This is a genomic window from Pseudomonas sp. AC229 (genome assembly GCF_979254655.1).
The window spans coordinates 180170-204562 of sequence record NZ_CEEDHK010000006.1; the positions used below are offsets into that span (position 1 = coordinate 180170).

Consider the following 24393-nt stretch of genomic DNA (forward strand, 5'->3'; position numbering starts at 1 on the left):
AGCGCGCCACCGACCGTGGCGTTGCCAGTCGAGGTGACGGTGCCGGTTTGGATGGCGCCGGTGTTGGTGATGCCATTGGTAGACGTTGCGCCGGTGACCCCGAGCGCGCCACCGACCGTGGCGTTGCCAGTCGAGGTGACGGTGCCGGTTTGGATGGCGCCGGTGTTGGTGATGCCATTAGTGGTAGTCGCGCCAGTAACGCTGAGATCGCCACCCACAGCGGCATTGCCGGTGGAGGTGACGGTGCCGGTTTGAATGGCGCCGGTGTTGGTGATGCCATTGGTAGACGTTGCGCCGGTGACACCGAGATCGCCGCCAACAGTGGCGTTGCCAGTCGAGGTGACGGTGCCGGTTTGGATAGCGCCGGTGTTGGTGATGCCATTAGTGGTAGTTGCGCCAGTAATACTGAGATCGCCACCCACAGCGGCATTGCCGGTGGAGGTGACGGTGCCGGTTTGAATGGCGCCGGTATTGGTGATGCCGTTAGTGGTAGTTGCGCCAGTAACGCTGAGATCGCCGCCCACAGCGGCATTGCCTGTGGAGGTGACGGTGCCGGTTTGAATGGCGCCGGTATTGGTGATGCCGTTAGTGGTAGTTGCGCCAGTAACACCGAGAGTGCCGCCAACAGTGGCGTTGCCAGTCGAGGTGATGGTGCCGCTTTGGATGGCGCCGGTGTTGGTGATGCCGTTAGTGGAAGTGGCGCCAGTAACACCGAGGGCGCCGCCTACGGTGGCGTTGCCAGTTGACGTAACGGTGCCGGTTTGAATGGCACCATTATTCATAATGCCATTGGTGTTAGTCACGCCAGTTACATCAAGCGAGCCCCCTATGACTGTGGAGCTGTTGTTGGCGTTACCGATAGTGATATTCGGACCCATAATTGAATCCGCCAATGACCCAACGACATCCACAGCAGGCGCAGCATAAGCATTGGCGGAGATCGCCATTGTTATGGCGATTGTGATCTTGCATAAGCGAAATGTTGACACGATTAAAGCTCCAAGCGGTCGGTTAAGATTGCTCGGTAGTCTTCGGATATTGGCAGAATAATGAAGCCGGCCGTTTTCTAACTTGGCGATGAAAAATGCTATTGTTTATTAAGATAATTTACCGGCAGCTATAGGAAACTTTGAACTTATAGAATAAAGCAAAAACATTCTAAGCAAAGAGGTTTCCTAATTAGCGGTGATGCTCCGGTTAAAGCGACGGCTAGCGTAGCTGTCATAAATACTAAAAAGTGTGTTTCGATGGGTGTAATAGTGGGCACGCTATACGGGTAAAGTCCCATCCCTCAAGCGCGCCTGTAGGAGATTTAAAGTTGAGCCGCGCAACAATTACGACATTAAGAAAGAGTTTTGGAAACGAAATACCAGAAAGCTAGCGCAACGCTATTACCGCTACGCTTCTTCGCTGTCGATCAGTAAGTTTTCCAACGCTTCCCGGTACTCGCCCGGTTCCTGCCAGAGTCCACGTTGCTGGGCTTCGAGCAAGCGTTCGGTGATGTCGCGCAGCGCTCCGGGGTTGTGCTGCTGAATAAAGTCTCGGGTGTCGGGGTCGAGCAGATAGGCGTCGGTGAGCAATTGGTATTGGTGGTCGTCGATCAACTCGCTGGTGGCGTCGAACGCGCACAAGTAGTCCACCGTGGCGGCCAATTCGAAGGCGCCTTTGTAGCCGTGGCGTTTCATGCCGGCGATCCATTTCGGGTTGGCCGCCCGGGCGCGCACCACACGGTTGAGTTCTTCTTTCAGCGTGCGAATGCGTGGGTTGTCGGCCTGGCTGTGGTCGCCGTGGTAGCTGGCGACCGAACTGCCGCGCAAGGTTTCCACCGCCGCCAACATGCCGCCCTGGAATTGGTAGTAGTCGTTGGAGTCGAGGATGTCGTGCTCGCGGTTGTCCTGGTTGTGCAGCACCGCCTGCACGCGCTCCAGGCGCTGGATAAATTGTTCCCGCGCCGGCGTGCCCGCGTCCCCCGCGCCATAGGCATAGCTGCCCCAGTTCAGGTAGACCTCGGCCAGGTCGGCGCGGGTTTGCCATAGACGCTCTTCGATAGCGTTCTGAATGCCGGCGCCGTACGCCCCCGGCTTGCTGCCAAACACCCGCCAGCCCGCTTCGCGCCGAGCCTGCTCGGCGGGCACGCCGTGCTGTTGCAGACGCTGGCGCTCTTCACGAACGCGGGCGGCGAGGGCGTTCATGTCGTCCGGTTCGTCCAGCTCGGCGACCGCTTGCACGGCGGCGTCGAACAGGCGAATCAGGTTGCTGAAGGCGTCGCGAAAGAAGCCGGACACCCGCAAGGTCACGTCCACGCGCGGCCGGTCGAGCAGCGACAACGGCAGAATTTCAAAGTCTTCCACACGCTGGCTGCCCGACTGCCACACCGGGCGCACACCCATCAGCGCCATGGCCTGCGCCATGTCGTCACCGCCGGTGCGCATGGTGGCCGTGCCCCATACCGACAGGCCCAGTTGGCGCAGGTGGTCACCGTGGTCTTGCAGGTGGCGTTCGAGCAACAAGTTTGCGGACTGGAAGCCGATGCGCCAGGCGGTCGGGGTTGGCAGGTTGCGTACGTCTACCGAATAGAAATTGCGCCCGGTGGGCAGCACGTCCAAGCGCCCGCGACTGGGCGCACCGCTCGGGCCGGCGGGCACGAAGGCGCCGCGCAGGGCGGCGAGCAGGCCGTGCATTTCCGCCGGCCCGCAGGCGTCCAGTGTCGGCGCCACGTGCTCGCGCAACGCCGCCAGCACGGCGCGGGTGTGTTCGCCACATGCCGGTTGGTCGCCATTCAAGCTGGCGGCAATCAGTTGCACGGCGAACAGCTCAAGCCGTTCACGGGTGTCGCCTTCAGTGCGCCAGGTATCATTGCTAATCGCGTGCAGCGCAGCCGGACGCGGCCCGCTCCACGGCGCGGCCATTTCGCAATTCAGCGGGTTGAAACCCAGCTCGAAATCTTTAGCCAGCGCCTGCAACAGGCTGGCGTTGCGGCCTTTGCCGTCGCCACGGGGAATGCGCAGCAAGGCCAGCAATGTGTCCAGGCGCAGGCGCCCGGCCGGGGATTCGCCGAACACATGCAGGCCGTCGCGAATCTGCGATTCCTTTAAGTCGCACAGATAGGCGTCCAACTGGGGCAGCCAGGAATTGGGGTCGTCGTTGATCTGTAGCTGCAACTCGCGGTCGAGCTGGGTGGCGCGCACCAGGGCCAGAATTTCGCCGCGCAACTCGGTCGCGCGCCGCTCGTCGAGCAGCGAGGCGTCGTAGTACTCGTCGGCCAGGCGCTCAATGTCGCGCAGCGGGCCGTAGCTTTCGGCGCGGGTGAGCGGCGGCATCAGGTGGTCGATGATCACGGCCTGGGTGCGGCGCTTGGCCTGCGCGCCTTCGCCGGGGTCGTTGACGATAAACGGGTACACGTTCGGCGTTGGGCCAAGAATCGCGTCCGGCCAGCACTGCTGCGACAAGCCCACGCTTTTGCCCGGCAGCCATTCCAGATTGCCGTGCTTGCCCACATGCACCACAGCGTTCATGGCAAAGGTGTCGCGCAACCAGAAGTAAAACGCCAGGTAGCCGTGAGGCGGCACCAGATCGGGGTCGTGGTACACGGCGCTGGCGTCGAGCTGGTAGCCGCGCGCCGGCTGAATACCGACAAACGTCAGGCCGTAGCGCAGCCCGGCGATCATCATGCGACCGCCTCGGAACATAGGGTCTTGCTCCGGCTCGCCCCAGCGCTCGCGCACGGCTTGTTGGTTAGCCAGTGGCAGGCGCGCAAACAGGCGGTGGTAGTCGGCCAGCGCCAGACTTTGCGCGCAAGGTCGCAGGTCCAAGCCGTCAAGATCGTTAGTCACGCCTCCGAGCAATTGATGAATCAACGCGGTGCCGGTGTCCGGCAAGCCTTCGACCGGATAGCCCTCGTCCTGCAGGGCGCGAAGAATATTCAGCGCGGCAGCGGGCGTATCAAGGCCCACGCCGTTGCCGATGCGGCCGTCGCGGGTCGGGTAGTTGGCGAGCACCAGGGCGATGCGTTTGTCGGCATTGGCCACTCGCGCCAGGTCGACCCAGCGGCGCGCCAGCTCGGCGACGAAGTTCATGCGCTCCAGGTCGGCTTCGTAACACACCACGTCGCTCTGGCTGCGCTCGCTGCGCCACGCCAGGCCCTTAAAACTGATGGGGCGGGTAATCAGCCGGCCATCAAGCTCCGGCAAGGCGATGTGCATGGCCAGGTCGCGCGAGCCCAGGCCCTGCGGGTTGGCTTGCCATAGCGGCTGGTTGTCCAGGGCGCAGATGGCTTGCAGCACGGGCACATTGCGGCGGAACGGGCGCAAGTTGGGCTGCTCGGGGTTGGATTGGGCGAAGCCGGTGGTGTTGATGATCAGGCTGGCATTGCTTTCGTCGAGCAGGTCTTCGACCACGGCCAGGCACGCGGCTTCTTTCAAACTGGCGACGGCGATGGGCAGCGGGTTCAGCCCTTGCGCGCTCAAGCGCTCGCAGAAGCTGTGGATAAAGGCGGTGTTCGCCGACTGCACGTGAGTGCGATAAAACAGCAGGCCGACCACCGGCTGCCCGGCTGCCCAGGTCGCTTGCCAATCTGCCAGTCCGGCATTGGCCGCGCTGGGGTGATACACGCCCACACGCGGCAACGGCTGCGGCTCGACCCAGGGGTAATCGCCATTGAGCCAAGTGGCCGCCAGGTACTGAAACAGCTGACGAGCGTTGTCGACGCCGCCTTGGCGCAGGTACTGCCACAGGCGGTCAGCCTGCTCGGGGGCGACGGTGCCGAGGGCGGTAAGTTCAGGGTCGGGGCTGTCATCGCCGGGCACCAGAATCAGCTGCGCGCCGCGTTGCGCCAGTTCCACCAGCCGCTCAATGCCGTAGCGCCAATAACTCAGCCCGCCGTGCACGGACACCAGAATTACCTTGGCGTGTTGCAGCACCTCCTCGACGTAGAGGTCCACCGAGGCGTGATTCTGCAACTGCGCGGGGCTGGCCAGGCGCAGGCTTGGGTAATCGTCTGGCAGGGTTTGGGCAGCGGCGGCGAGCAGCGAAAGGTGCGAGTCACCGGTGCACAGAATCACCACATCCGCAGGGGTTTGCGCCAGATGGGCGATGCCATCAGCGGGGACGAAACCACCGGGTTGGGTGCGGAGTAAATGCATAAAAAACTCAGGTGCTGTGCTTCCCTCTCCCGCTTGTGGGAGAGGGACCGAGGGTGAGGGCCGGGGCTAACGCAAGTCCGCTGCCCTCACCCCAACCCTCTCCCGCAAGCGGGAGAGGGGGCAAAAGGCAAACGCGCGTTCGTCACACCAATGCCTGGCGTAATTCATTACTAATCACCGCCTCGTCCAACTCCTGGCCAATGATCACCAAGTGGCTGCTGCGCGCTTCATCGCTACGCCAGGCGCGGTCGAAGTGTTTGTCGAAACGCTTGCCTACGCCCTGAATCAGCAGGCGCATCGGTTTGCCGGGAATGGCGGCGAAGCCTTTGACGCGCAGCACGCCGTGACGCTCTACCAGGCCATTGAGCGCGGCCAGCAATTGCGCTTCTTCGACTTCCGGCAGTTCCACGGAGAAAGAGTCGAACTCGTCGTGGTCGTGTTCTTCGTGGTCTTCCAGATCGTGGTGTGTTTTGCGGCTGTCGATGTGCAGTTCGGTTTCCGAGTTCAGGCCCAGCAGCACCGACAGAGGCAACACGCCACTGCGCGCTTCGATCACCTTCACCGCTGGCGGCAGTTCCTCGGCCACTTCGGCACGCACGGCCGCCAGCGCTTCAGGGCTGAGCAGGTCGGCTTTGTTGAGAATCACCAGGTCGGCGCTGGCCAGTTGGTCGGCGAACAGCTCGTGCAGCGGCGATTCGTGGTCCAGGTTCGGGTCTTCGCGGCGCTGTGCGTCGACTTGGTCTGGAAACGCGGCAAACGTGCCGGCGGCAACGGCAGGGCTGTCGACCACGGTGATCACCGCATCGACGGTGCAGGCATTGCGAATTTCCGGCCAGTTGAAGGCTTGTACCAACGGCTTGGGCAAGGCCAGGCCCGAGGTTTCGATAAGAATTTGGTCAAGGTCGCCGCGACGCGCCACCAGCTCGCGCATTACCGGGAAGAACTCCTCTTGCACTGTGCAGCACAAGCAGCCGTTGGCCAGCTCGTAGACGCGGCCGTTGGCTTCTTCTTCGGTGCAGCCGATGGTGCATTGCTTGAGGATTTCACCGTCGATACCCAGCTCGCCAAACTCATTGACGATCACCGCAATGCGGCGGCCTTCGGCGTTGTCGAGCATATGGCGCAGCAGCGTGGTTTTGCCGGCGCCGAGAAAGCCGGTGACGATGGTGACGGGGAGTTTGGCCAAGCTTTTCATCGAATGCAGCCCTGTTGGATACGCGCGAAATCGGATCGGCGGGCGGCTGCGACGGCTGCAGCGAGCAGAGCGCTCACCGCAGAATTCGCCACCGGATCACCCCGCCCGGTTGTCGTGAATAGGTTCGAGGCAGGTCTCCTGGCTCACGACATGGCCCTTGATGCGGGCCGCTTTCCTCGCCTTCCCGCGCGTGGCAGTGGCACTGGAAGAAAGCCGGTCGTTTACAGTTGCGGGGGCAGCCGCGGCCTGGCTGTTCAGCGCACCGCGTTCCCTCTTAGCTCTGGCGCAAATGCGCCGAGACCTCGAAGCGAGCAAGGCTACGCAGTGGTGGGGGATGGGTCAAATTCGCCGTGGGTGGCCTACCGTATTACATTGCGGCAATCGGTTAAATCACCCTGATAAAACCGCAATATAGTGCGGAATAAGTCCTGATTTCGCTTGTTTTACCGCACTAAATTGCGGTTTTGCAGGGCTAACGCTATAGTTTTCCGCACTATAGTGCGGTGAGCCCCTATGAACCTGACCTTCCAGTTGTTTACCGATGGCGTCTGGCACGACGCGATGCAGGTGCGTTTCCTCGACGCGCAGAAGGGCTTTTCAGGCGGCTGCCACTTTGGTAATCGAGCTACTGGCCGGACTGTGGATCGACACCGGCCAGCGCGACCAACTGGACGCGTTAATCGGCGAATACCTGCGCCGCGACCTACTCAACAAAATTCTCGGTAACTCGGACAACCACGGGCGCAACACGGCAATTATTCGTGGCGATGCTTCGCTACGTCTGGCGCCCATTTATGACTTGGCGCCCATGGTCATGGATGACGAGGCCATCAGTCGCACCACCAAGTGGGCGCCGCCGATTGAACAGGCCGGTGAAGTGAACTGGCGCATGGCGTGCGCTTCGCTAAGCCGCTGGGTCAACGCCGATGACGCGTTTGATCGTTTGCGCGCCCAGGCCCAAACGCTGCTCGCCTTGCCAGACATTCTGGCGAGCCAGCCGCTGCCGCCCGCGACCTGGCGCCACCCGGCCGTGCATCTGAGCGATTTGACGGCGTATTTGGGCAAAGGAGATTTGCTGTGAAAAACCTGGATATCGAGGAGCGCGGCAGGCTGATCCGGGAGATTCACGAGGCGCTCAGCGAAGGCAGCCTTACGCTGGGTCAGGCCGTGAGCCGGCTACGCCAAGAGGTCACCGGCCTTAGCCAGGCCAAATTCGCCAAGCTGTGCAAAATGTCCGAGCGCAGCCTGTTGCAGTTGGAGCAGGACGCGGGCAATCCGACAGTGAAATCGCTGAACAAGGTGATGCGCCCGTTCGGCTTGACGGTCGGCATTGTGGCCCTCAAGCGCACGGTGTGAGGGCCGCCTGAGTGATCTGCCCACCAGCGCAGCGTTGACCTTTGCCGATGAAAATGGTGTTCTAGCGCGCTGTTTCAGGTGTCTTGCGTCGTCGTGCGCAAGGTGAAACGGGAAGTCGGTGCGCGCTCTGGGTGGTTTCTGGAGCAGTTAGTCCGACGCTGCCCCCGCAACGGTAGGCGTGTGTTGAAACCCTTCAGCCATGCGAGCCCGGAGACCGGCCTGAATTCATACCAGTAGGCAAAACCCGCGGTGGGCGGGCGCAAGCCGGAAGTCTGAATGCGCTCGCATTCGGCTCCTCGTGCGTTCCCTTCTGCTACGTTTTCATTTCCAGTTCAGAGGGAACGGTCATGTCCAGTAGCACCCTTACTCATTCTGCCGAGGCCAGCGCCTCGCTTTCTCAGCGTCTCGTGGTCGCCATCGGCGCCGGCCTGTTGGGCGCGTTGCTGGTGTATTTCGCCGGTTTCTCCCATGTCGAGGCGGTACACAACGCTGCCCACGACACCCGCCACAGTGCCGCGTTTCCGTGCCACTAATTTCTGTGCCACTAAGTGTGCGTGCGACTGAAGAGACCGCGAAATGATTAAGCGTATTGCGCAAACCGCCGGGTTTGCCGGGCTGCTGGGTGCCCTGTTTTTGACCCTGTTGCAAAGCTTCTGGGTGGCGCCGCTGATTCTGCAGGGCGAAACCTTTGAAAACGCCGAGCCCGCCGCCGTGCAAGTGGCGCCGGCTGAGCACAGCCATGAGCCGGGCGCCGCCGCCCATAGCCACGAACACAGCAGCGAAGCGTGGTCGCCGGAAGATGGCTGGCAACGCGTCGCGTCGACCACGGGCGCCAATCTGGTGGTGGCCGTTGGTTTCGCGCTGATGTTGGCGGGCTTGTTTACCCTGCGGGCGCCGGGGCGTACCCGTGACGGTCTGTTCTGGGGCCTGGCCGGTTTCGCTACCTTTTCGTTGGCGCCTTCGCTCGGTCTGCCGCCTGAATTGCCTGGCACCGCCGCCGCTGATTTGCAGCTGCGTCAGTACTGGTGGATCGGCACCGCAACCGCAACCGCGGTGGGCCTGGCCTTTCTGGTGTTCGCCCGCCACTGGGCGGTAAAAGTGATCGGCGCTGTGTTGCTGGTGGTGCCGCATGTCATCGGCGCGCCGCAGCCTGAGGTGCATTCGAGCCTGGCGCCCGAGGCGCTGGAGCATCAGTTCATCTGGGCCTCGTTGATTACCAACGCGCTGTTCTGGTCGGCCCTGGGCTTGCTGAGCGCCTGGCTGTATCGCCGGTTTGCGGGCAAGAGCGCGGTGTAACCCCCTCGTTCATGCCGCGCAAGAACCCGCTGAAGGGCATGCTCTCAGCGGGTTTTTTCTTACTTATTCAGGCGTTTTCTCTGTGCCGATCGTTGCGCCTTTTATTGCTGGAATCGGATGCCGCGCGGGTTGCAGCGAGGCTGAACTTCGTCAGTTGCTGGAACACACGCTGAGCGCACACGGGTTGGGTGTCGCTGACCTCGCCGGCCTCGCCAGCGTTGAACACAAACGTGACGAGGCTGGCCTTCGCGCGCTCGCCGCAACGTTGCGCTTGCCGCTCGCGTGGCTGCCACCGGCTCAGTTGGACGCCGCCAGTGATCGCGTCAGCAGCGTGTCGGCGATCGCCCTGCGCGCAACTGGCGCAGTCAGCGTCGCCGAGGCAAGCGCTCTGGCGCAGGTGGAAGCGGTGACGGGAAAACGCGCCGCTCTGTTAATCGAAAAACACACCAGCGCGAGCGCCACCGTGGCCATCGCCGGCGTGGAGGAATGCGTATGACGGTGTATTTCATCGGCGCCGGCCCCGGCGACCCCGAGCTCATCACGGTGAAAGGCCAACGCCTGATTCGCCATTGCCCGGTGTTGCTGTACGCCGGTTCGCTGGTGCCGGAAGCGGTGCTGGAGGGCCACCGCGCCGAAACCGTGGTGAACACCGCCGAGCTGCATCTGGATGAAATCATCCGCCTGATCGAGACCGCCCACAGCCAGGGGCAGGACGTCGCCCGCGTGCACTCGGGTGATCCGTCGTTATACGGCGCAATCGGCGAGCAGATTCGCCATTTACGCCGCCTGAACATTCCCTTCGAAATCGTGCCCGGCGTCACCGCCACGGCAGCCTGCGCGGCCTTGCTGGAAAGCGAGCTGACGCTCCCAGGCATTGCGCAAACGGTGATTCTCACGCGTTACGGCAGCCGCTCGAAAATGCCGGAAGGCGAGGAGCTAGCCGACTTGGCGCGCCACGGCACCACCATGGCCATCCATTTGGGCGTGCAGCATCTGGGCAAAATCGTCGAGGCGCTGGTGCCGCATTACGGCGCCGATTGCCCCATCGCCGTGGTGCACCGCGCCAGTTGGCCCGATCAGGACTGGGTGCGAGGCACCCTGGCGGATATCGAAGCGGCGGTGGCGGCCAAAGGCTTTCAGCGCACGGCCTTGATTGTGGTCGGTCGGGTGCTCAGCGCCGATGCCTTCGCTGACTCCAACCTTTACCGCGCTGGGCACGCCCATTTGTTCCGTCCCGCCAGCGACTGACGACGCGGCGAAACGGCCGCATATCGCCGGCCCGGTAAAGTGTTGCAACTGCGCGCCGCTTCCCTCGGTCAGTAGTTTTGGGCTCGTCAGAGCCGCTGCGTGACGTCTGTACGGGGGGCTTTTTATGTTGGCGCAACTTCCACCGACCCTGCGCAATCTGCAACTGCCGTTGCGCCTGCGCTTATGGAACGGCTACGAACTCGACCTGGGGCCGCAGCCGCAGGTGACCATGGTGATCAAGGACCCTGGCCTGATCAGTCAGCTCAGTCATCCGAGCCTGGATGCACTCGGCGGCGCTTATGTGGAAGGTCGGCTGGAGCTGGAAGGGCCGATTTCGGAGGTGATCCGCCTGGGCGATGCCCTGAGCGAAGCGTTAAGCGATGACGAGCAACGGGCGTTGCCGCGCGAAGCGCACGACAAGGCCACCGATGCCGAGGCGATTTCCTATCACTACGACCTGTCGAACGGCTTCTACGAACTGTGGCTCGACCCGGACATGGTCTATTCCTGCGCCTACTTTCCTACCGGAAAAGAAGGCCTGGCCACCGCGCAGCAGGCCAAGCTGCGCCACTTGTGCCGCAAGTTACGGCTGCAACCCGGCGAGCACCTGCTCGACGTCGGCTGCGGTTGGGGTGGTTTGGCGCGCTTTGCCGCCCGTGAGTTCGGCGTGCAGGTCACCGGCATCACCCTGAGCCAGGCGCAGCTGGACCTCGCTCGTGGGCGGGTGGCGGCCGACGGCCTGCAAGACGCGGTGCAGCTTAAGCTGATGGACTATCGCGACGTGCCGCAGGACGGCCGTTTCGACAAAGTGGTCAGCGTGGGCATGTTCGAACATGTCGGTCACGCCAATCTGCCGCTGTACTGCCAGCAGCTATTCGGTGCAGTGCGCGAAGGCGGCCTGGTGATGAACCACGGCATCACCTCGCGGTACACCGATGGCCGCCCGGTTGGGCGCGGCGCGGGCGAATTCATTGGCCGTTACGTGTTTCCCCACGGCGAGCTGCCGCACGTGAGCCGCATGACGGCCCATCTCAGCGAAGCCGGTTTGGAAGTGGTGGATGTGGAAAGCCTGCGGTTGCACTACGCGCGCACCTTGGACATGTGGAGTGCCAACCTGGAAAGCCGGCTCAGCGAAGCCAGGGCGCTGGTGCCGGAGCAGGCGTTGCGCATCTGGCGCTTGTACCTGGCCGGCTGCGCTTATGGGTTTGCCCGCGGTTGGATGAACTTGCATCAGATTCTCGCGGTAAAACCACTGGCCGATGGCAGCCATAGCCTGCCGTGGTCGCGCGCCGATCTGTACGGATAAAAAACCCGTTAGCTGCGTATGCCCCTGAGCGCGCCGGTGCAGTAGCCTCGGCGCACATTTCCTGTTGGGGCCGGCCATGGCAGCCATTGAAAACATTACCTATTACCTGGACATGCAAAGCCCCGAGCAGGTGCGCGGCAAACCGCTGCCGGCGGCGCTAAGCATTGTCGAGTGCGTGATCAAGCAGTTCCCGCTTAACCGTTTCCTGTACCAGCTGGTGGGCGGTCCGTGGGAATGGACTGACAAGCTGGTGTGGACCGACGCGCAATGGCGCGAGCTGGTTGAGCAAGACAACCACCGCACCTTCGTGGCTTACGAGCAGGGTGCTATCGCCGGCTACTACGAGCTGCAACGCAGCGCCGAGGGCGATGTGGAGATTCTGTACTTCGGCTTGGTGCAGGAATTTTTCGGCAAAGGCTTTGGCGGCCCGATGCTGACGCACGCGCTGGAGTCGGCCTGGGCCTGGCCGGGCACCAAGCGGGTGTGGGTGCATACCTGCACGCTGGATCACCCTAGCGCGCTGGGCAATTACCAGGCGCGCGGGTTGCAGGTTTACAAGGAAGAAGTTGAAGCCTGAATGGCGTCTGCCGGTTTTACGCAACCGATGGATGTTTGTGTAGGAGCGACCTTGGTCGCGAATTCCGGCAAACGGAGGTTGCGCCCAGCTTACCGATCGGCGTTTGCAGGGTTCGCCAGCAAGCTGGCTCCTACGAAGCCGAGGCGTGTGACTTCTGGCGTGAACTGCTGCCAACGGCGGTCACAAAATCGGTGAAATCAGCCGGGCGATGCGCATGCCCAACTGGCGCAGGCGGTGAATGTTTTGGTCATCGCCCGCCGCCAGTTCAATCGCCAGGCCGAAGTCATTGTCGAGCATGCGTTCCACCTCCACGGCGAACGCTTCATCGACGGTGATCAACATGATTTCGAAGTTCAGGCGAAACGAGCGGTTGTCGAGATTGGCGCTGCCGATTGCGGCGATTTTGTGGTCAATCAGCACCACTTTCTGGTGCACAAACCCCGGCTGATAGCGAAACACTCGCACGCCGCTGTGCAACGCCGCGAAGGCGTACAGGCTGGAGGCGGCGTACACCGTGCGGTGGTCGGGGCGTGACGGCAGCAAGATGCGCACGTCCACGCCGCGCAGCACGGCCAGCCGCAGGGCGGCGGACACCGATTCGTCCGGGATGAAATACGGGCTGGTTATCCACAGGCGCTCGCGGGCGCAGTTGGCCGCTTCGACAAAAAACAGCGAGCAGGTTTCCTGCGCATCGGCCGGGCCGCTGGTGAGCACCTGACACAGCTTGCCTTCGCCGCCGTAGGCCTCGGGCAGCATGAGCGGAGGCAACTGACGGGTGGCCCAAAACCAATCTTCAGCAAACGATTCCTGCAAACACGCCACCGCCGGCCCGCGCAGCTCCACGTGGGTGTCGCGCCAGGGCGCCAGCGGCGCTTTCAAACCCAGGTACTCGTCGCCTACGTTGAGGCCGCCGACAAAACCGAAGTCGCCATCGACCACCACGATTTTGCGGTGGTTACGGAAGTTCAGCTGGAAGCGATTGATCAGCCCACGGCGCGTGCTAAAGGCGCGCACATTGACGTCGCCGTTGCGCAGCGTCTGGATGTAGCGGCGCGGCAGGGCGTGGCTGCCGATGCTGTCGTACAGCAAATAAACCGCCACGCCGGCCGCTGCGCGCTCCAGCAGCAGGGCGTGTAAACGGCGGCCGAGGTCGTCGTCGTGGATGATGAAAAACTGCACCAGCACCACCTGCCGGGCGCTGGCGACGGCGGCGAAAATGGCTTCGAACGTGGCGTTGCCATCGATCAACAACCGCACCTGATTATTCGCCAGGCACGGCATGTGGCCCAACGAGGGCAGGGCGCCGAGGGTGCGGTAGGCGTCGGTGTCTTGCGCGGCCAGGGCCTCCTCGGCCCAGGGTCGCCAGTTCAGGGTGCTCATGGCGGTGCGCATTTCTCGGTCGGCGTGGCGGCGCGCGCGGATGTACGCGTCGAACGTGCTGCGGCCAAACACCAGGTAGGGAATCAGCGTCAGGTACGGAATAAACAGCAGCGACAACGCCCAGGCGATGGAACCCTGGGCGGTGCGTACCGTGAGGATGGCGTGCAGCGCGGCGCAGATGCCGAGCAGGTGGGTGAGGGCTATCAGGTAGCCGAACAGCGGTGGGATGATCACGTCCATGCCGGGGTCGCTTGGGCAATGTGCTGACACGCAATGTGCCGTGTGCCGGTGCAACTGTCGACTGTAGCTGGCGTCTACATGGCTGGCCGCGCCATAGTTGCGCCGCTTCCCCACCTGCCAGAAGGACCGTGATTTATGAAGATTCGCCTTGTTCTTGCCTGCACCGCCGCGCTCGGAGCGTCGTCCTTGGCGCAGGCTGAGAAGCTGCAACCCGGGCTGTGGGAAATCCAGTCGAAAAACATGCAGGTCAATGGCCAGCAGATGCCCGACCTGCAACTGCTGATGGGCAGCCTGCCGCCCGAGCAACGCAAAATGGCTGAGCAGGCCATGGCCAAACAAGGCGTGGCGATGGCGGGCAACGGCGTGCGCATGTGCATCACCCCGGAGCAGGCGCAAACCGACAACTTCCCAACCCAAGGCGCCCATTCCGGCTGCAAGCAGCAGATCACCGAACGCACACCGCAAATGATGAAATTCACCGTCAGTTGCCCACAGGGACAAGGGCAAGGGCAGACCACTTTCCTTAGCTCTCGTGAGTTCGCCACCACCGTTAACGGCACGTTTTTGATGGGCGGACAGAAGCAGCAAGGCCGCCTCGAATCGACCGGCCGCTGGGTCGGTGCTGATTGCTCAGGTTTGCCTGCCAATACCCGTTAAGCGCAGTGGCGCGGCGCAATTAAACAGCCAGTTCCACGTGAAACCCCTAGCCCTGCTGGCTTACAGCGCGGCGCAGGGGTTTTTTATGGCATTCGGAAAAATCGGGACGGTCGTTAAAGTCCGACGTTTTGTTATTGTATAACGTGTAATACTATAACAATCGTTGAGCTAAACCGGCTCCTGTTCTTATGAGAATCCGCCATGCAAGCGCCCCGTTTACCCGTCACTGTTTTGTCCGGCTTTCTTGGCGCGGGCAAGAGCACGTTGCTCAATCACATCCTGCGTAACCGCGACAATTTGCGCGTCGCCGTGATCGTCAACGACATGAGTCAAATCAACATCGACGGCAGCGAAGTGCAGCGTGACGTCAGCCTAAATCGCGCCGAAGAAAAGCTCGTCGAAATGAGCAACGGCTGCATTTGCTGCACCCTGCGCGAAGACTTGCTCGAAGAAGTGAACCGCCTCGCCCGCGATGGCCGATTCGACTATCTGCTAATCGAATCCACCGGCATTGCCGAACCCTTGCCCGTGGCCGAAACCTTCACCTTTCGCGGTGAAGACGGCCAATGCCTCAGCGACGTAGCGCGCCTGGACACCATGGTTACCGTGGTCGACGGCCTCAACTTCCTGCGCGATTACCAACAAGCCGACAGCCTGGCGAGCCGTGGCGAAGTGGTGGACGAAGACGACGAACGCTCGATTACCGATTTGCTGATCGAGCAGGTCGAGTTCGCTGACGTAATTCTGGTGAGCAAAATTGATCTGATCTCCCGCGACGAGCGCCGCGAGCTGATGAGCATCCTGGCCAGCCTGAACACCCACGCCGAAATTCTGCCGATGGTGATGGGCCAGGTGCCGTTGGGCAAAATTCTCGACACCGGCCGCTTTGATTTCGAGCGCGCCGCACAAGCACCCGGCTGGCTCCAGGAGCTACGCGGCGAGCATCTGCCGGAAAGCGAGGAATACGGCATTGCCTCGTTTGCTTATCGGGCGCGGCGGCCGTTTCATCCGCAGCGCTTTTACGCGTTCATCAACCGCGAATGGAGCAACGGCCGGCTGCTGCGCTCCAAAGGTTTCTTCTGGTTGGCGAGCAAACATCAGGACGCCGGCAGTTGGTCGCAAGCCGGCGGTTTGATGCGCTATGGCTTTGCCGGCCGCTGGTGGCGGCACGTGCCGAAAGAGCAGTGGCCACAAGACGACGAAGGGGTTGCCACCGTGATGCGCCACTGGAGCGCGGAGGTGGGCGATTGCCGTCAGGAGTTGGTGTTTATCGGTCAGAACATCGACTTCGCCCAACTCAGCCGCGAGTTGGACGACTGCCTGCTAAGCGACGCTGAAATGGCCACCGGTAGCGAAGGCTGGGCGCACTACGCCGACCCGTTCGGCCCGTGGCACGAGGCCGCGTGAGGGCCGATCAGCGATCCATCCACACGCCACGGTTCTGCTTTTCGCAGGCCGGCTTGAGGTAGGCGGCATCGCTGGCCACGCCGTAATAGTGAATGTCTTGCTGATACGGTGTGCCCGGCACTTTGGCCGAGCGGCACACGCCGAACGAGCCCTGCGGGCACTGCTCAACGTAATCCACCGTCACTTGCTGGCCCTTCATCGTCGGCTGGCAAAAGCCGCTGTGGAACAAGTTGGGCGGAATGCTGCGGTTCTGCTGACAGACCTTTACATCCAGGCGTTCAGCCTGGCTGTGCACCACGCAAGCCTCGGCCATCACCTGGCCGGATAGAAGAAGCAGCAAAGGCAACAGCAGTACGCGCATCGTGGGTCTCCGGCGCCGAAAAAATGTGCCGGCGACTCTAGCACGGCGAGCCCCGTGCTTGTGCCTGTGGCGCTTTTCACCGATGGTTATCCACCCCTGAAATCACACCCCGAGACCCACGTGCTCAGCGATATCCCTACCCATTTGATCGCCGGCCCGCTGGGCGCCGGGAAAACCAGCGTGATTCGTCATCTGCTGGCGCAGCGCCCTGCCGATGAGCGCTGGGCCGTGCTGATTAATGAATTCGGCCAGATTGGCATCGACGCTGCGTTGCTGACCACCGGCGACGATGGCATCGCCCTGAGCGAAGTGGCCGGCGGCTGCCTGTGCTGCGTCAATGGCGCGCCGTTTCAAATCGGCCTCGCCCGGTTGCTGCGCAAAGCCAAACCCCATCGCCTGTTTATCGAGCCGTCAGGCCTGGGCCATCCGGCGGCACTGCTGGCGCAGTTGCGTGATCCGCCCTGGGAAGGCGCGCTGGCGGTGCAGCCGAGCGTGCTGGTGCTGGACGCCCAAGCGCTGGCCGCCGGCTTGCCGCTGCCGGACAGCCAGCAAGCGGCCCTGGACGAGGCCGGTTTGCTGGTGCTGAACAAAGCCGAACAGCTTGACGCCGACGCCCGCGCCGCCATCGTCAACCGCCTGCCAGCGCGCCCGATTTTCTGGACCAGCCAGGGCGCCGTGCCGCTGGCCGAGCTCCCCGGCGCCACCGTGCAGGCCGCAGACGGCGCGCCGGAACTGCCAAACAGCGAGGCCGGCAACCGGGCCAGCGTCTGGCTCGATGCCACGCAGCCTATCTGCCAGAGCGGCGGTCAAGCCGAAGGGTGGAGCATCGGCTGGCGCTGGCACCCGAGCCAGCAATTCGAACTCATGCGCCTGCAAATCTGGCTGGCGAGCCTGCCCTGGCGGCGCGCCAAGTTAGTGATGCACAGCAACGCCGGCTGGCTGTCGGCCAACGCCCTGAACGGTGAATCGCTGCACTGGCAAAGCAGCGAATGGCGCAAAGACTCGCGCCTGGAATTGATCTTCAGCGAACCGCAAAACGAGCAGCAGCTCAACGCTGGAATGGCGGCCTGTAGGTTGGGTTAAGCGCAGCGAACCCCAACGCAAAACCATTAAACTTGCGCTCACGTTTCCCTAGAAGTCCGTCCCTTATGACCGCTTTCACCCTGCAAACCTGGTCCCACGCCAGCTCCGCCCACTTCACTTTGCGCGGCTGGCACAGCGAGCCCAGCGGAAAACCCTTGCTGCACTTCATCCACGGCAACGGCTTTTGCGGGCGCACGTACGAGCCGATGCTCAAACACCTCGCCGCGGATTTCGACCTCTGGCTGTGTGACGTTCAAGGCCATGGCGACAGCGACCACGGCGGCCGTTTCCATGGCTGGAATCGCAGTGCCGAGCTGGCGGTAGAAGCTTTCGACGCTAGCCGTGGCGTGTTCGGCGACGTGCCCCGTTTCGCCCTCGGCCACAGTTTCGGCGGAGTGCTCACCAGCCTGATCCTGGCAAAAAACCCCGAGCTGTTTCAGCGCGCGGTGCTGCTCGACCCGGTGTTGTTTCCGCCGACGCTGATCGGCGTGATGGCGGTGTCGGAAGTGCTCGGCTTGCAGCGTCAGCACAGCATGGCGCGCAAATCCGCCGCGCGGCGCAAGCAGTGGCCAGACCGCGCGGCGGCCTATGCCGGCTTGCATGGCCGGGGCACGTTCAAAGGGTGGGAAGACGCGGCGCTATGGGCGTATGTGGAGCACGCGTTGAAGGACGTGGAAAACGGCGTCGAGCTGAAATGCCGGCCCAGCCGCGAGGCCGAGATTTTCAGCTCCTACCCGCGCCGGCTCTGGAGTTCGCTAAGCAAAATCGTCACACCGACGCTGATCGTGCACGGCCAGGACAGTTACCCGTTCGTGGCCAAAGCGGTGGCGCGTGTCAGCGCACTTAACAGCCATGTGCGCGGGCAAGTGGTGGCAGGCGGGCATTGTTTTATGCAGCAGACCCCGCTGGACAGCGCCGAGCGGGTTCGCGGTTTTTTGCTGAAGGAGTAAGGCGTGGGGCTTAGTGCAGCTTGTCGTGCTTGCGCCGCCAGTCGCTGAGCTGCACCACGTTGCCGCTGACACGTTCTGGCACCACGTCAATCACGGCATGGGGCGCGGCGTTGTCCATCACCACGCTGTCGCCCACCACGTTGGGCTGCGCCACCGGTTGCCCCGGCTTTTCCACGAACGGATGGGGCGCCAGTTCGATGGTGCCAACGTGCTGGCCAAACATGGTGATGGTGCCGGCGTGGCGCTGCTCGCTGGTGACGGTGAATTCAAAGCCATACACCCGGGCCAGGCGACGGCGGCCGCGAGCGTCTGGCAGCAGCGCGATGCGGCGGAGCGCGACGTTGTCGTCGAGCAGAATCACTTCCATGCGCTGACAGTGCTGCTTCACCCGCTCCAACGCGCGCTCGCGCAGGCCATGGGCATGCCACAGCCAGGCGGCGCCGGCAGCCAGCAACATCAGCACGAACATATTGCCCAGGGTCAACATCGCGACGCACTCCTACAAGAGGGCCAAGCTTACTCGCGTCTTCGTGACCAACTCCAGCGTCGGTTATGACCGTCAGGCGGGTGGCCGGCTCAGCTTGTCGTTGCGCTGTGCAGGCCGAGGCGTTCGAACATGATGCGGGCGATTTCCCGTTCGCCCATCACCACCAGGTCCGCACCGTGTTGCTGCAGGTAATCCACTTCGTCGTCGAAATGGGCGCGGGCGATGATGTCGAGATTGGCATTGGCGGCGCGCGCATGAATGGCGATCGCCCCAGCCTCCAGACCATTAGGAATGGCGATCAGCAGCCAACGCGCATTCGCCACATTGGCCAGCTCCAGCACGCGGGTACTGGCGGCATTGCCGTGCACCACGCTGTGGCCGACCTCGCGCAAATCCTGGGCCTGGGTGCGGTTGTCTTCGATGATGACCAACGGCACGCCTTCCTCGCGCAGCCGCGCGCTGATGCGACTGCCGACGCGGCCGTGGCCGATCAGAATGGCGTGACCGGTTTCGGTGATCGGTTGGAATTCTTCAGGCGTCTGTTCTTCCACCGTGGCCGCTGGCGCCGTTTTTTCGCGCCCATCCAGCCAGGGCTGAATGCGGTCGATGAGGGTGAATAGCATGGGGTTGATGACGATCGACAAAATGGCGCCGGCCAGAATGTAATCGCGCCCGGCTTCGGGCATCAGGCCCAAGCCCACGCCGAGACCGGCGAGAATGAACGAGAACTCACCGATCTGCGCCAGGCTGGCGGAAATGGTCAGCGCCGTGCTCAGTGATTTGCCGAACGCCAGCACGATCAGCAAGGCCGCCAGCGACTTGCCGAACACGATGACCAGTAGCGTGGCGAGCACCATCAGGGGCTCGTTAATCAGCACCATCGGGTTGAACAGCATGCCCACCGATACGAAGAACAACACCGCAAAAGCATCGCGCAGGGGCAGCGAATCGTCGGCGGCTTTATGGCTGTATTCCGACTCGTTGAGAATCATGCCGGCGAAAAACGCGCCCAGGGCAAACGACACCCCGAACAACACCGCCGAGCCATACGCCACGCCCATGGCAATCGCCAGCACTGCAAGGGTGAACAGTTCCCGCGAGCCGGTGCCGGCGCTTTTCTCCAGCAGCCACGGAATCACCTTGCCGCCCACCACAATCATCAGCGCCACAAACGCCGCGACTTTCGCCAGGGTAATGCCCAACTGCAGCCAGATACCTTCGCCCGGCGCCGCTTCGCTGCCGCCCAGCACACCGGCCAGCGCCGGAATCAGCACCAGCGCCAGCACCATCACCAAGTCTTCGACGATCAACCAGCCCACGGCGATTTTGCCGCGTCGGCTGTCGATTAACTGCCGCGCCTCCAGAGCCCGCAGCAGCACCACCGTACTGGCCACCGAGAGCGCCAGACCAAAGATCAAGCCGGCGCCCCACGACCACCCCGTCAGCCACGACAGGCCCATGCCCATCAGCGTGGCGACAGTGATTTGCACCAAGGCGCCGGGGATAGCGATGTTCTTAACCGACATCAAGTCTTTAAGCGAGAAGTGCAGGCCCACCCCGAACATCAGCAGGATGACGCCGATTTCCGACAGCTCGTTGGAAAGGTCCTGATCGGCGACGAAACCCGGTGTAAAAGGGCCGACCAATACGCCGGCGAGCAGGTAGCCGACCAGGGGCGACAGGCGCAAGCGGTTGGCCAGCGTGCCGAGCACGAAGGCCAGCACAAAGCCGGTCGCCAGGGCCGCGATTAGAGGGGTGTGATGAACCATGAATTCTCCCGAATTGGCGCGAAGGGCTGGCAAAGGTGCAGTGCAGTGTGGGTCACGATGAAACATTGCGCCGCCGGAGCCTGAACCGGAGGGGAGGCAGTTCGGCAAGGCGGGGCCGGTAACGCGATGCGGGCCTCAGTCTAGCGCAGCGAACGTGCCAAGCCGGGCGGGCGTTTCAAGGCATTGTTAAACAAGATGTTTGTGCGCTGCGTAGGATCAACCCGCGCTCGCCGACGCGCTGCCCGCGCCCGCTTCCAGTTTGCGCCAGAGCAAACGAATGGCCGCTTTGCGCACCAGCGCGCAGCGATACAGGCGAATCTCCAACGGCAACTGCCAATGCGCGCCGCCGCACTCCACCAACTCGCCACGGGCCAGCTCCGGCTCGATGCTCAGGCGCGGCACCCAGGCCACGCCCAACCCTTGCAGCGCCATGCTTTTCAAACTGTCGGCCATGGCCGTTTCGTACACCGTGGTGGAGCGCAAGCCGCGTTGACGGAGCAAGGCGTTGACCGAGCGGCCGAGAAAGGCGCCGGCACTGTAGGCCAGCAACGGCACGCTTTGCCCGCCTTCCAAATCGAACAGCGCCTTGCCGTCGGCGTTTACGCCACACACCGGCAGCATTTCACTGCGCCCCAGCAGCATTGAGGGGAAGATTTCCGGGTCCATCTGCAACGCCGCGTCGGGGTCGTAGAAAGCCAAAATCAAATCGCAAGCGCCCTCGCGCAGCGCGTGCACCGCCTCGCCGACGTTGGTGGCGACCAGGCGACTGGCAATGTTCAAACCGTCCTGACGCAAGCGCGCAATCCACGCCGGGAAGTAACTCAACGCCAGGGAATGCGCCGCCGCAAATTGCAGCACTTCGCCTTGTTGGCCTTCCAGGTGATGGAGGTGGCGCACCACTTCGCCCAGTTGCTCGATCACGCTGCGGGCGGTCACCAAAAACAGTTGGCCGGCCTCTGTGAGCTCCACAGGCGTGCGCGCGCGGTTCACCAACGTCAGGCCCAAAGACTCTTCCAAACTGCGAATCCGTCGGCTGAACGCCGGCTGCGTGACAAAGCGCTTCTGCGCCGCCTGGGAAAAACTGCGGGTGCCGGCCAGGGTGACGAAGTCTTCCAGCCATTTGCTTTCGAGGTTCATGTGGGCTCCGTTCAATACCGCTTATTACGCTCGCCGACAAGCGGCAGTCACACCGACATTATGCCGTTTGTGCATACCCCAGCGTTTAACAGCATTGGCCTTAAAAATGGCTCAGGCCTAGTCTAGCCTGCATCGCGGCCAAGCCCGTGCCTACCCTGAGATGAACCTCATCATGTCCCCTGTTGCATCATCGCGCATCGAAAAAGATCTGCTCGGCACCCTCGAAGTTTCTTCCGACGCTTACTACGGCATCCAGACCCTGCGGGCTGTGCACAACTTCCGCCTGTCTGGCGTGACGCTGTCGCACTACCCGAAATTGGTGGTTGCCCTGGCGATGGTGAAGCAAGCGGCGGCCGACGCGAACCGCGAGCTGGGCCACCTGAGCCCGGCCAAACATGCGGCGATTAGCGAAGCCTGTGCCCGTCTGGTGCGCGGCGAGTTCCATGACCAGTTCGTGGTCGACATGATCCAGGGCGGCGCCGGCACCTCCACCAACATGAACGCCAACGAAGTGATCGCCAACATCGCCCTCGAAGCCATGGGCCACAAGAAAGGCGAATATCAGTACCTGCACCCCAACAACGACGTGAACATGGCGCAGTCCACCAACGACGCCTACCCGACCGCTATTCGCCTGGGTCTGTTGCTCGGCCACGACACGTTGCTCGCCAGCCTCGACAGCCTGATTCAGGCATTCGCCGCTAAAGGTGAAGAATTCGGTCACGTATTGAAGATGGGTCGCACCCAGTTGCAAGACGCCGTGCCGATGACCCTCGGCCAGGAATTCCGCGCCTTCGCCACTACCTTGGGCGAAGACCTGGCGCGCCTGAAAAGCCTGGCGCCCGAGCTGCTCACCGAAGTGAACCTGGGCGGCACCGCGATTGGCACCGGCATCAACGCCGACCCGCGCTACCAGGCGCTGGCTGTCGAGCGTTTGGCATTGATCAGCGGTCAACCGCTGGTGCCGGCGGCCGACCTGATTGAAGCGACCTCCGACATGGGCGCCTTCGTGCTGTTCTCCGGCATGCTCAAACGCACCGCCGTGAAGCTGTCGAAGATCTGCAACGACCTGCGCTTGCTTTCGAGCGGCCCGCGCACCGGCATCAACGAAATCAACCTGCCGGCGCGCCAGCCCGGCAGCTCGATCATGCCCGGCAAGGTCAACCCGGTGATTCCGGAAGCGGTCAACCAAGTGGCCTTCGAAGTGATCGGCAACGACCTGGCCCTGACCATGGCGGCCGAGGGCGGCCAACTGCAACTGAACGTGATGGAGCCGCTGATCGCCTACAAGATTTTCGACTCGATCCGCCTGCTGCAACGCGCCATGGACATGCTGCGCGAGCACTGCATCGTCGGCATCACCGCCAACGAAGCGCGCTGCCGCGAACTGGTGGAAAGCTCCATCGGCCTGATCACCGCGCTGAACCCCTACATCGGCTACGAGAATGCCACGCGCATCGCCAAGCAAGCGCTGGAAAGCGGTCGTGGCGTACTGGAACTGGTGCGTGAAGAGAAGCTGCTGGACGACGCCAGCCTGGCCGAGATTCTGCGCCCGGAAAACATGATCGCCCCGCGTTTGGTGCCGCTCAAAGCAGCGGTGTAACGCGCCACCGTTTCACAGTCACCAGGCTTTGGGGCCACTCTTCCCAAGCCCTTCAAGGAGATACAGCGAACGCTGTGTCTCCTTTTTTTTGTGCGTGGCGCCGACCCTCACCCCCCGCCCTCTCCCGCTCGCGGGCGAGGGGGCCTAACCGAGGTTGAGGCGAGATAGGCGATGGATTCCCCTCTCCCGCTGGCGGGAGAGGGGCTAGGGGTGAGGGCCGCAAACGCCACCAAGCCCAGTTAAAACACCGACCACCCAATCCGCTGACTCAACAACTCCAACGCCGCCATGCCCACCAGCGAATTACCCGCCGCGTTCAATTCCGGCGACCACACGCACACGGTAAACCGCCCCGGCACCACCGCAACGATGCCGCCGCCCACGCCGCTCTTGCCCGGCAAGCCCACCCGATAGGCGAAATTCCCGGCTTCGTCATACAGCCCGCTGGTGGCCATGATCGAGTTCACCTGCTGGGTTTGTCGCGCCGTCAGAATCTGCTCACCGCTGTGTTTGCAGAAGCCATCGTTGGCGAGAAAACAAAAGGCGCGGGCCAGGTCGACGCAGCTCATGCGCAGCGCGCAGTAGCTGAAATAACTGCGCAGCACGGCCTCGACATCGTTATGGAAATTGCCGAACGACTGCATCAGGTACGCCATCGCCGCATTGCGCGCGCGGTGCTGGTACTCCGACTCCGCCACATGGCGATCCACCGTGACCTCGGCATTGCCCGACAGCCGTCGCACAAAATCGCGCATCGACAACACCGGCGCGGCAAAGCGCGACTGGTTGATGTCACAAATCACCAGCGCCCCGGCGTTGATAAACGGATTACGCGGCTTACCGCGCTCGAACTCCAACTGCACCAGCGAATTGAACGGCTGCCCCGACGGTTCGTGACCAAGGCGCTCCCAAATCGCCTCGCCGGAATGCTCGATGGCCTGCACCAGGCTGAACACCTTGGAAATGCTCTGCACCGAAAACGGCGTGTCGGCATCGCCGGCGCAAAACAGCTCGCCGTCGTTGCCATACACGGCAATGCCCAACTGCGCGGCAGGCACCTCGGCCAACGCGGGGATGTAACTGGCCACTTTGCCCTGGCCAATCAACGGGCGGACTTCATCGAGAATTTCGGTCAACAGCGCTTGCATGGGTTGGGCTCCGTGGCGACCAGTGCTAGACGATGGTTTTCCTGGCGGCATC

At 62.6% G+C, this 24393-nt stretch carries 22 protein-coding genes and 2 riboswitches; of the genes, 13 read left to right on the plus strand and 9 right to left on the minus strand.

Annotated features, from left to right (window positions below):
• The 3 genes from AC0IW7_RS10460 to cobW all read right to left on the minus strand — a co-directional run.
• The coding region (locus tag AC0IW7_RS10460; protein ID WP_471817692.1) for a beta strand repeat-containing protein at positions 1-803 on the minus strand (803 nt) is incomplete at its 3' end.
• 594 nt (positions 804-1397) lie between these two features.
• A complete protein-coding gene (cobN, locus tag AC0IW7_RS10465) occupies positions 1398-5141 on the minus strand; it encodes a cobaltochelatase subunit CobN (protein WP_471817694.1) in 3744 nt (1247 codons plus the stop codon).
• Between the two features lie 142 nt (positions 5142-5283).
• A complete protein-coding gene (gene cobW, locus AC0IW7_RS10470; protein ID WP_471817697.1) occupies positions 5284-6336 on the minus strand; it encodes a cobalamin biosynthesis protein CobW in 1053 nt (350 codons plus the stop codon).
• A 111-nt stretch (positions 6337-6447) separates the two neighbouring features.
• Positions 6448-6656: riboswitch (cobalamin riboswitch) on the minus strand.
• A 293-nt stretch (positions 6657-6949) separates the two neighbouring features.
• Between cobW and AC0IW7_RS10475 the strand changes: the two genes are divergently transcribed.
• From AC0IW7_RS10475 to AC0IW7_RS10510, 8 genes are all read left to right on the plus strand, one after another.
• Positions 6950-7417, plus strand: a complete 468-nt coding sequence (locus tag AC0IW7_RS10475) for a HipA domain-containing protein (RefSeq protein WP_471817699.1) — start codon at positions 6950-6952, stop codon at positions 7415-7417.
• Positions 7414-7692 carry a helix-turn-helix domain-containing protein gene (locus AC0IW7_RS10480; RefSeq protein ID WP_471817701.1) on the plus strand — a complete coding sequence of 93 codons (279 nt, stop codon included), beginning with the start codon at positions 7414-7416 and terminating at the stop codon, positions 7690-7692. Before AC0IW7_RS10475 ends, AC0IW7_RS10480 begins: the two co-directional genes overlap by 4 nt.
• Positions 7693-7751: 59 nt before the next feature.
• A riboswitch (cobalamin riboswitch) is annotated at positions 7752-7929 on the plus strand.
• Positions 7930-8039: 110 nt separating this feature from the next.
• Positions 8040-8225, plus strand: coding sequence for a CbtB domain-containing protein (locus AC0IW7_RS10485; protein WP_122492316.1), 186 nt, complete (start codon positions 8040-8042; stop codon positions 8223-8225).
• Positions 8226-8268: 43 nt separating this feature from the next.
• Positions 8269-8988 carry a CbtA family protein gene (locus tag AC0IW7_RS10490; RefSeq protein ID WP_471817704.1) on the plus strand — a complete coding sequence of 240 codons (720 nt, stop codon included), beginning with the start codon at positions 8269-8271 and terminating at the stop codon, positions 8986-8988.
• A gap of 82 nt (positions 8989-9070) precedes the next feature.
• A complete protein-coding gene (locus AC0IW7_RS10495; RefSeq protein ID WP_471817706.1) occupies positions 9071-9484 on the plus strand; it encodes a cobalamin biosynthesis protein in 414 nt (137 codons plus the stop codon).
• Positions 9481-10236, plus strand: coding sequence for a precorrin-4 C(11)-methyltransferase (cobM, locus tag AC0IW7_RS10500; protein WP_471817709.1), 756 nt, complete (start codon positions 9481-9483; stop codon positions 10234-10236). Before AC0IW7_RS10495 ends, cobM begins: the two co-directional genes overlap by 4 nt.
• A gap of 124 nt (positions 10237-10360) precedes the next feature.
• Positions 10361-11542 (plus strand): C17 cyclopropane fatty acid synthase CfaB, encoded by a 1182-nt coding sequence (gene cfaB / locus AC0IW7_RS10505; protein ID WP_471817711.1) that lies wholly within the window; start codon positions 10361-10363, stop codon positions 11540-11542.
• A 76-nt stretch (positions 11543-11618) separates the two neighbouring features.
• Positions 11619-12119, plus strand: coding sequence for a GNAT family N-acetyltransferase (locus AC0IW7_RS10510; protein WP_471817713.1), 501 nt, complete (start codon positions 11619-11621; stop codon positions 12117-12119).
• A gap of 180 nt (positions 12120-12299) precedes the next feature.
• Here AC0IW7_RS10510 and cls read toward each other — a convergent pair whose 3' ends face one another.
• Positions 12300-13739: a cardiolipin synthase gene (gene cls / locus AC0IW7_RS10515; protein ID WP_471817715.1), complete on the minus strand. Its 1440-nt coding sequence runs from the start codon at positions 13737-13739 to the stop codon at positions 12300-12302.
• A 135-nt stretch (positions 13740-13874) separates the two neighbouring features.
• Here cls and AC0IW7_RS10520 point away from each other — a divergent pair, with 135 nt between their 5' ends.
• A complete protein-coding gene (locus AC0IW7_RS10520) occupies positions 13875-14396 on the plus strand; it encodes a DUF3617 domain-containing protein (RefSeq protein ID WP_471817717.1) in 522 nt (173 codons plus the stop codon).
• 201 nt (positions 14397-14597) lie between these two features.
• Positions 14598-15803: a zinc metallochaperone GTPase ZigA gene (zigA, locus tag AC0IW7_RS10525; protein WP_471817719.1), complete on the plus strand. Its 1206-nt coding sequence runs from the start codon at positions 14598-14600 to the stop codon at positions 15801-15803.
• Positions 15804-15810: 7 nt separating this feature from the next.
• Here the strand turns inward: zigA and AC0IW7_RS10530 are convergent, their stop codons facing one another.
• Positions 15811-16164, minus strand: coding sequence for an NADH:ubiquinone oxidoreductase (locus tag AC0IW7_RS10530; RefSeq protein ID WP_471817721.1), 354 nt, complete (start codon positions 16162-16164; stop codon positions 15811-15813).
• 120 nt (positions 16165-16284) lie between these two features.
• Here AC0IW7_RS10530 and AC0IW7_RS10535 point away from each other — a divergent pair, with 120 nt between their 5' ends.
• The gene (locus AC0IW7_RS10535) at positions 16285-17247 is read left to right on the plus strand and encodes a CobW family GTP-binding protein (protein ID WP_471817722.1); all 963 of its coding nucleotides are present in this window, start codon (positions 16285-16287) and stop codon (positions 17245-17247) included.
• A 65-nt stretch (positions 17248-17312) separates the two neighbouring features.
• Positions 17313-18197 (plus strand): alpha/beta fold hydrolase, encoded by an 885-nt coding sequence (locus tag AC0IW7_RS10540; RefSeq protein ID WP_471817724.1) that lies wholly within the window; start codon positions 17313-17315, stop codon positions 18195-18197.
• A 10-nt stretch (positions 18198-18207) separates the two neighbouring features.
• Here the strand turns inward: AC0IW7_RS10540 and AC0IW7_RS10545 are convergent, their stop codons facing one another.
• The 3 genes from AC0IW7_RS10545 to AC0IW7_RS10555 all read right to left on the minus strand — a co-directional run bounded on the left by AC0IW7_RS10545 (position 18208) and on the right by AC0IW7_RS10555 (position 21590).
• Complete coding sequence (locus AC0IW7_RS10545; protein ID WP_463540652.1) at positions 18208-18684, minus strand: DUF3301 domain-containing protein; 477 nt, start codon at positions 18682-18684, stop codon at positions 18208-18210.
• An 89-nt stretch (positions 18685-18773) separates the two neighbouring features.
• The gene (gene ybaL / locus AC0IW7_RS10550) at positions 18774-20453 is read right to left on the minus strand and encodes a YbaL family putative K(+) efflux transporter (protein ID WP_471817726.1); all 1680 of its coding nucleotides are present in this window, start codon (positions 20451-20453) and stop codon (positions 18774-18776) included.
• Positions 20454-20669: 216 nt separating this feature from the next.
• Entirely contained in the window at positions 20670-21590 is a 921-nt protein-coding gene (locus AC0IW7_RS10555) for a LysR substrate-binding domain-containing protein (protein WP_471817729.1), read from the minus strand.
• 172 nt (positions 21591-21762) lie between these two features.
• Here AC0IW7_RS10555 and aspA point away from each other — a divergent pair, with 172 nt between their 5' ends.
• Positions 21763-23193, plus strand: coding sequence for an aspartate ammonia-lyase (gene aspA, locus AC0IW7_RS10560; RefSeq protein ID WP_122450102.1), 1431 nt, complete (start codon positions 21763-21765; stop codon positions 23191-23193).
• A gap of 239 nt (positions 23194-23432) precedes the next feature.
• Here the strand turns inward: aspA and glsB are convergent, their stop codons facing one another.
• Positions 23433-24341 (minus strand): glutaminase B, encoded by a 909-nt coding sequence (gene glsB / locus AC0IW7_RS10565; protein WP_463384364.1) that lies wholly within the window; start codon positions 24339-24341, stop codon positions 23433-23435.
• Positions 24342-24393 lie beyond the last annotated feature (52 nt).

Bases quoted from the DNA above. Each gene is read 5' to 3' on its own strand.
- cobN (WP_471817694.1), bottom strand. From the start codon at position 5,141: ATGCATTTACTCCGCACCCAACCCGGTGGTTTCGTCCCCGCTGATGGC.
- cobW (WP_471817697.1), bottom strand. From the start codon at position 6,336: ATGAAAAGCTTGGCCAAACTCCCCGTCACCATCGTCACCGGCTTTCTC.
- AC0IW7_RS10485 (WP_122492316.1), top strand. From the start codon at position 8,040: ATGTCCAGTAGCACCCTTACTCATTCTGCCGAGGCCAGCGCCTCGCTT.
- AC0IW7_RS10490 (WP_471817704.1), top strand. From the start codon at position 8,269: ATGATTAAGCGTATTGCGCAAACCGCCGGGTTTGCCGGGCTGCTGGGT.
- cobM (WP_471817709.1), top strand. From the start codon at position 9,481: ATGACGGTGTATTTCATCGGCGCCGGCCCCGGCGACCCCGAGCTCATC.
- cfaB (WP_471817711.1), top strand. From the start codon at position 10,361: ATGTTGGCGCAACTTCCACCGACCCTGCGCAATCTGCAACTGCCGTTG.
- AC0IW7_RS10510 (WP_471817713.1), top strand. From the start codon at position 11,619: ATGGCAGCCATTGAAAACATTACCTATTACCTGGACATGCAAAGCCCC.
- cls (WP_471817715.1), bottom strand. From the start codon at position 13,739: ATGGACGTGATCATCCCACCGCTGTTCGGCTACCTGATAGCCCTCACC.
- AC0IW7_RS10520 (WP_471817717.1), top strand. From the start codon at position 13,875: ATGAAGATTCGCCTTGTTCTTGCCTGCACCGCCGCGCTCGGAGCGTCG.
- zigA (WP_471817719.1), top strand. From the start codon at position 14,598: ATGCAAGCGCCCCGTTTACCCGTCACTGTTTTGTCCGGCTTTCTTGGC.
- AC0IW7_RS10530 (WP_471817721.1), bottom strand. From the start codon at position 16,164: ATGCGCGTACTGCTGTTGCCTTTGCTGCTTCTTCTATCCGGCCAGGTG.
- AC0IW7_RS10540 (WP_471817724.1), top strand. From the start codon at position 17,313: ATGACCGCTTTCACCCTGCAAACCTGGTCCCACGCCAGCTCCGCCCAC.
- AC0IW7_RS10545 (WP_463540652.1), bottom strand. From the start codon at position 18,684: ATGTTGACCCTGGGCAATATGTTCGTGCTGATGTTGCTGGCTGCCGGC.
- ybaL (WP_471817726.1), bottom strand. From the start codon at position 20,453: ATGGTTCATCACACCCCTCTAATCGCGGCCCTGGCGACCGGCTTTGTG.
- AC0IW7_RS10555 (WP_471817729.1), bottom strand. From the start codon at position 21,590: ATGAACCTCGAAAGCAAATGGCTGGAAGACTTCGTCACCCTGGCCGGC.
- aspA (WP_122450102.1), top strand. From the start codon at position 21,763: ATGTCCCCTGTTGCATCATCGCGCATCGAAAAAGATCTGCTCGGCACC.
- glsB (WP_463384364.1), bottom strand. From the start codon at position 24,341: ATGCAAGCGCTGTTGACCGAAATTCTCGATGAAGTCCGCCCGTTGATT.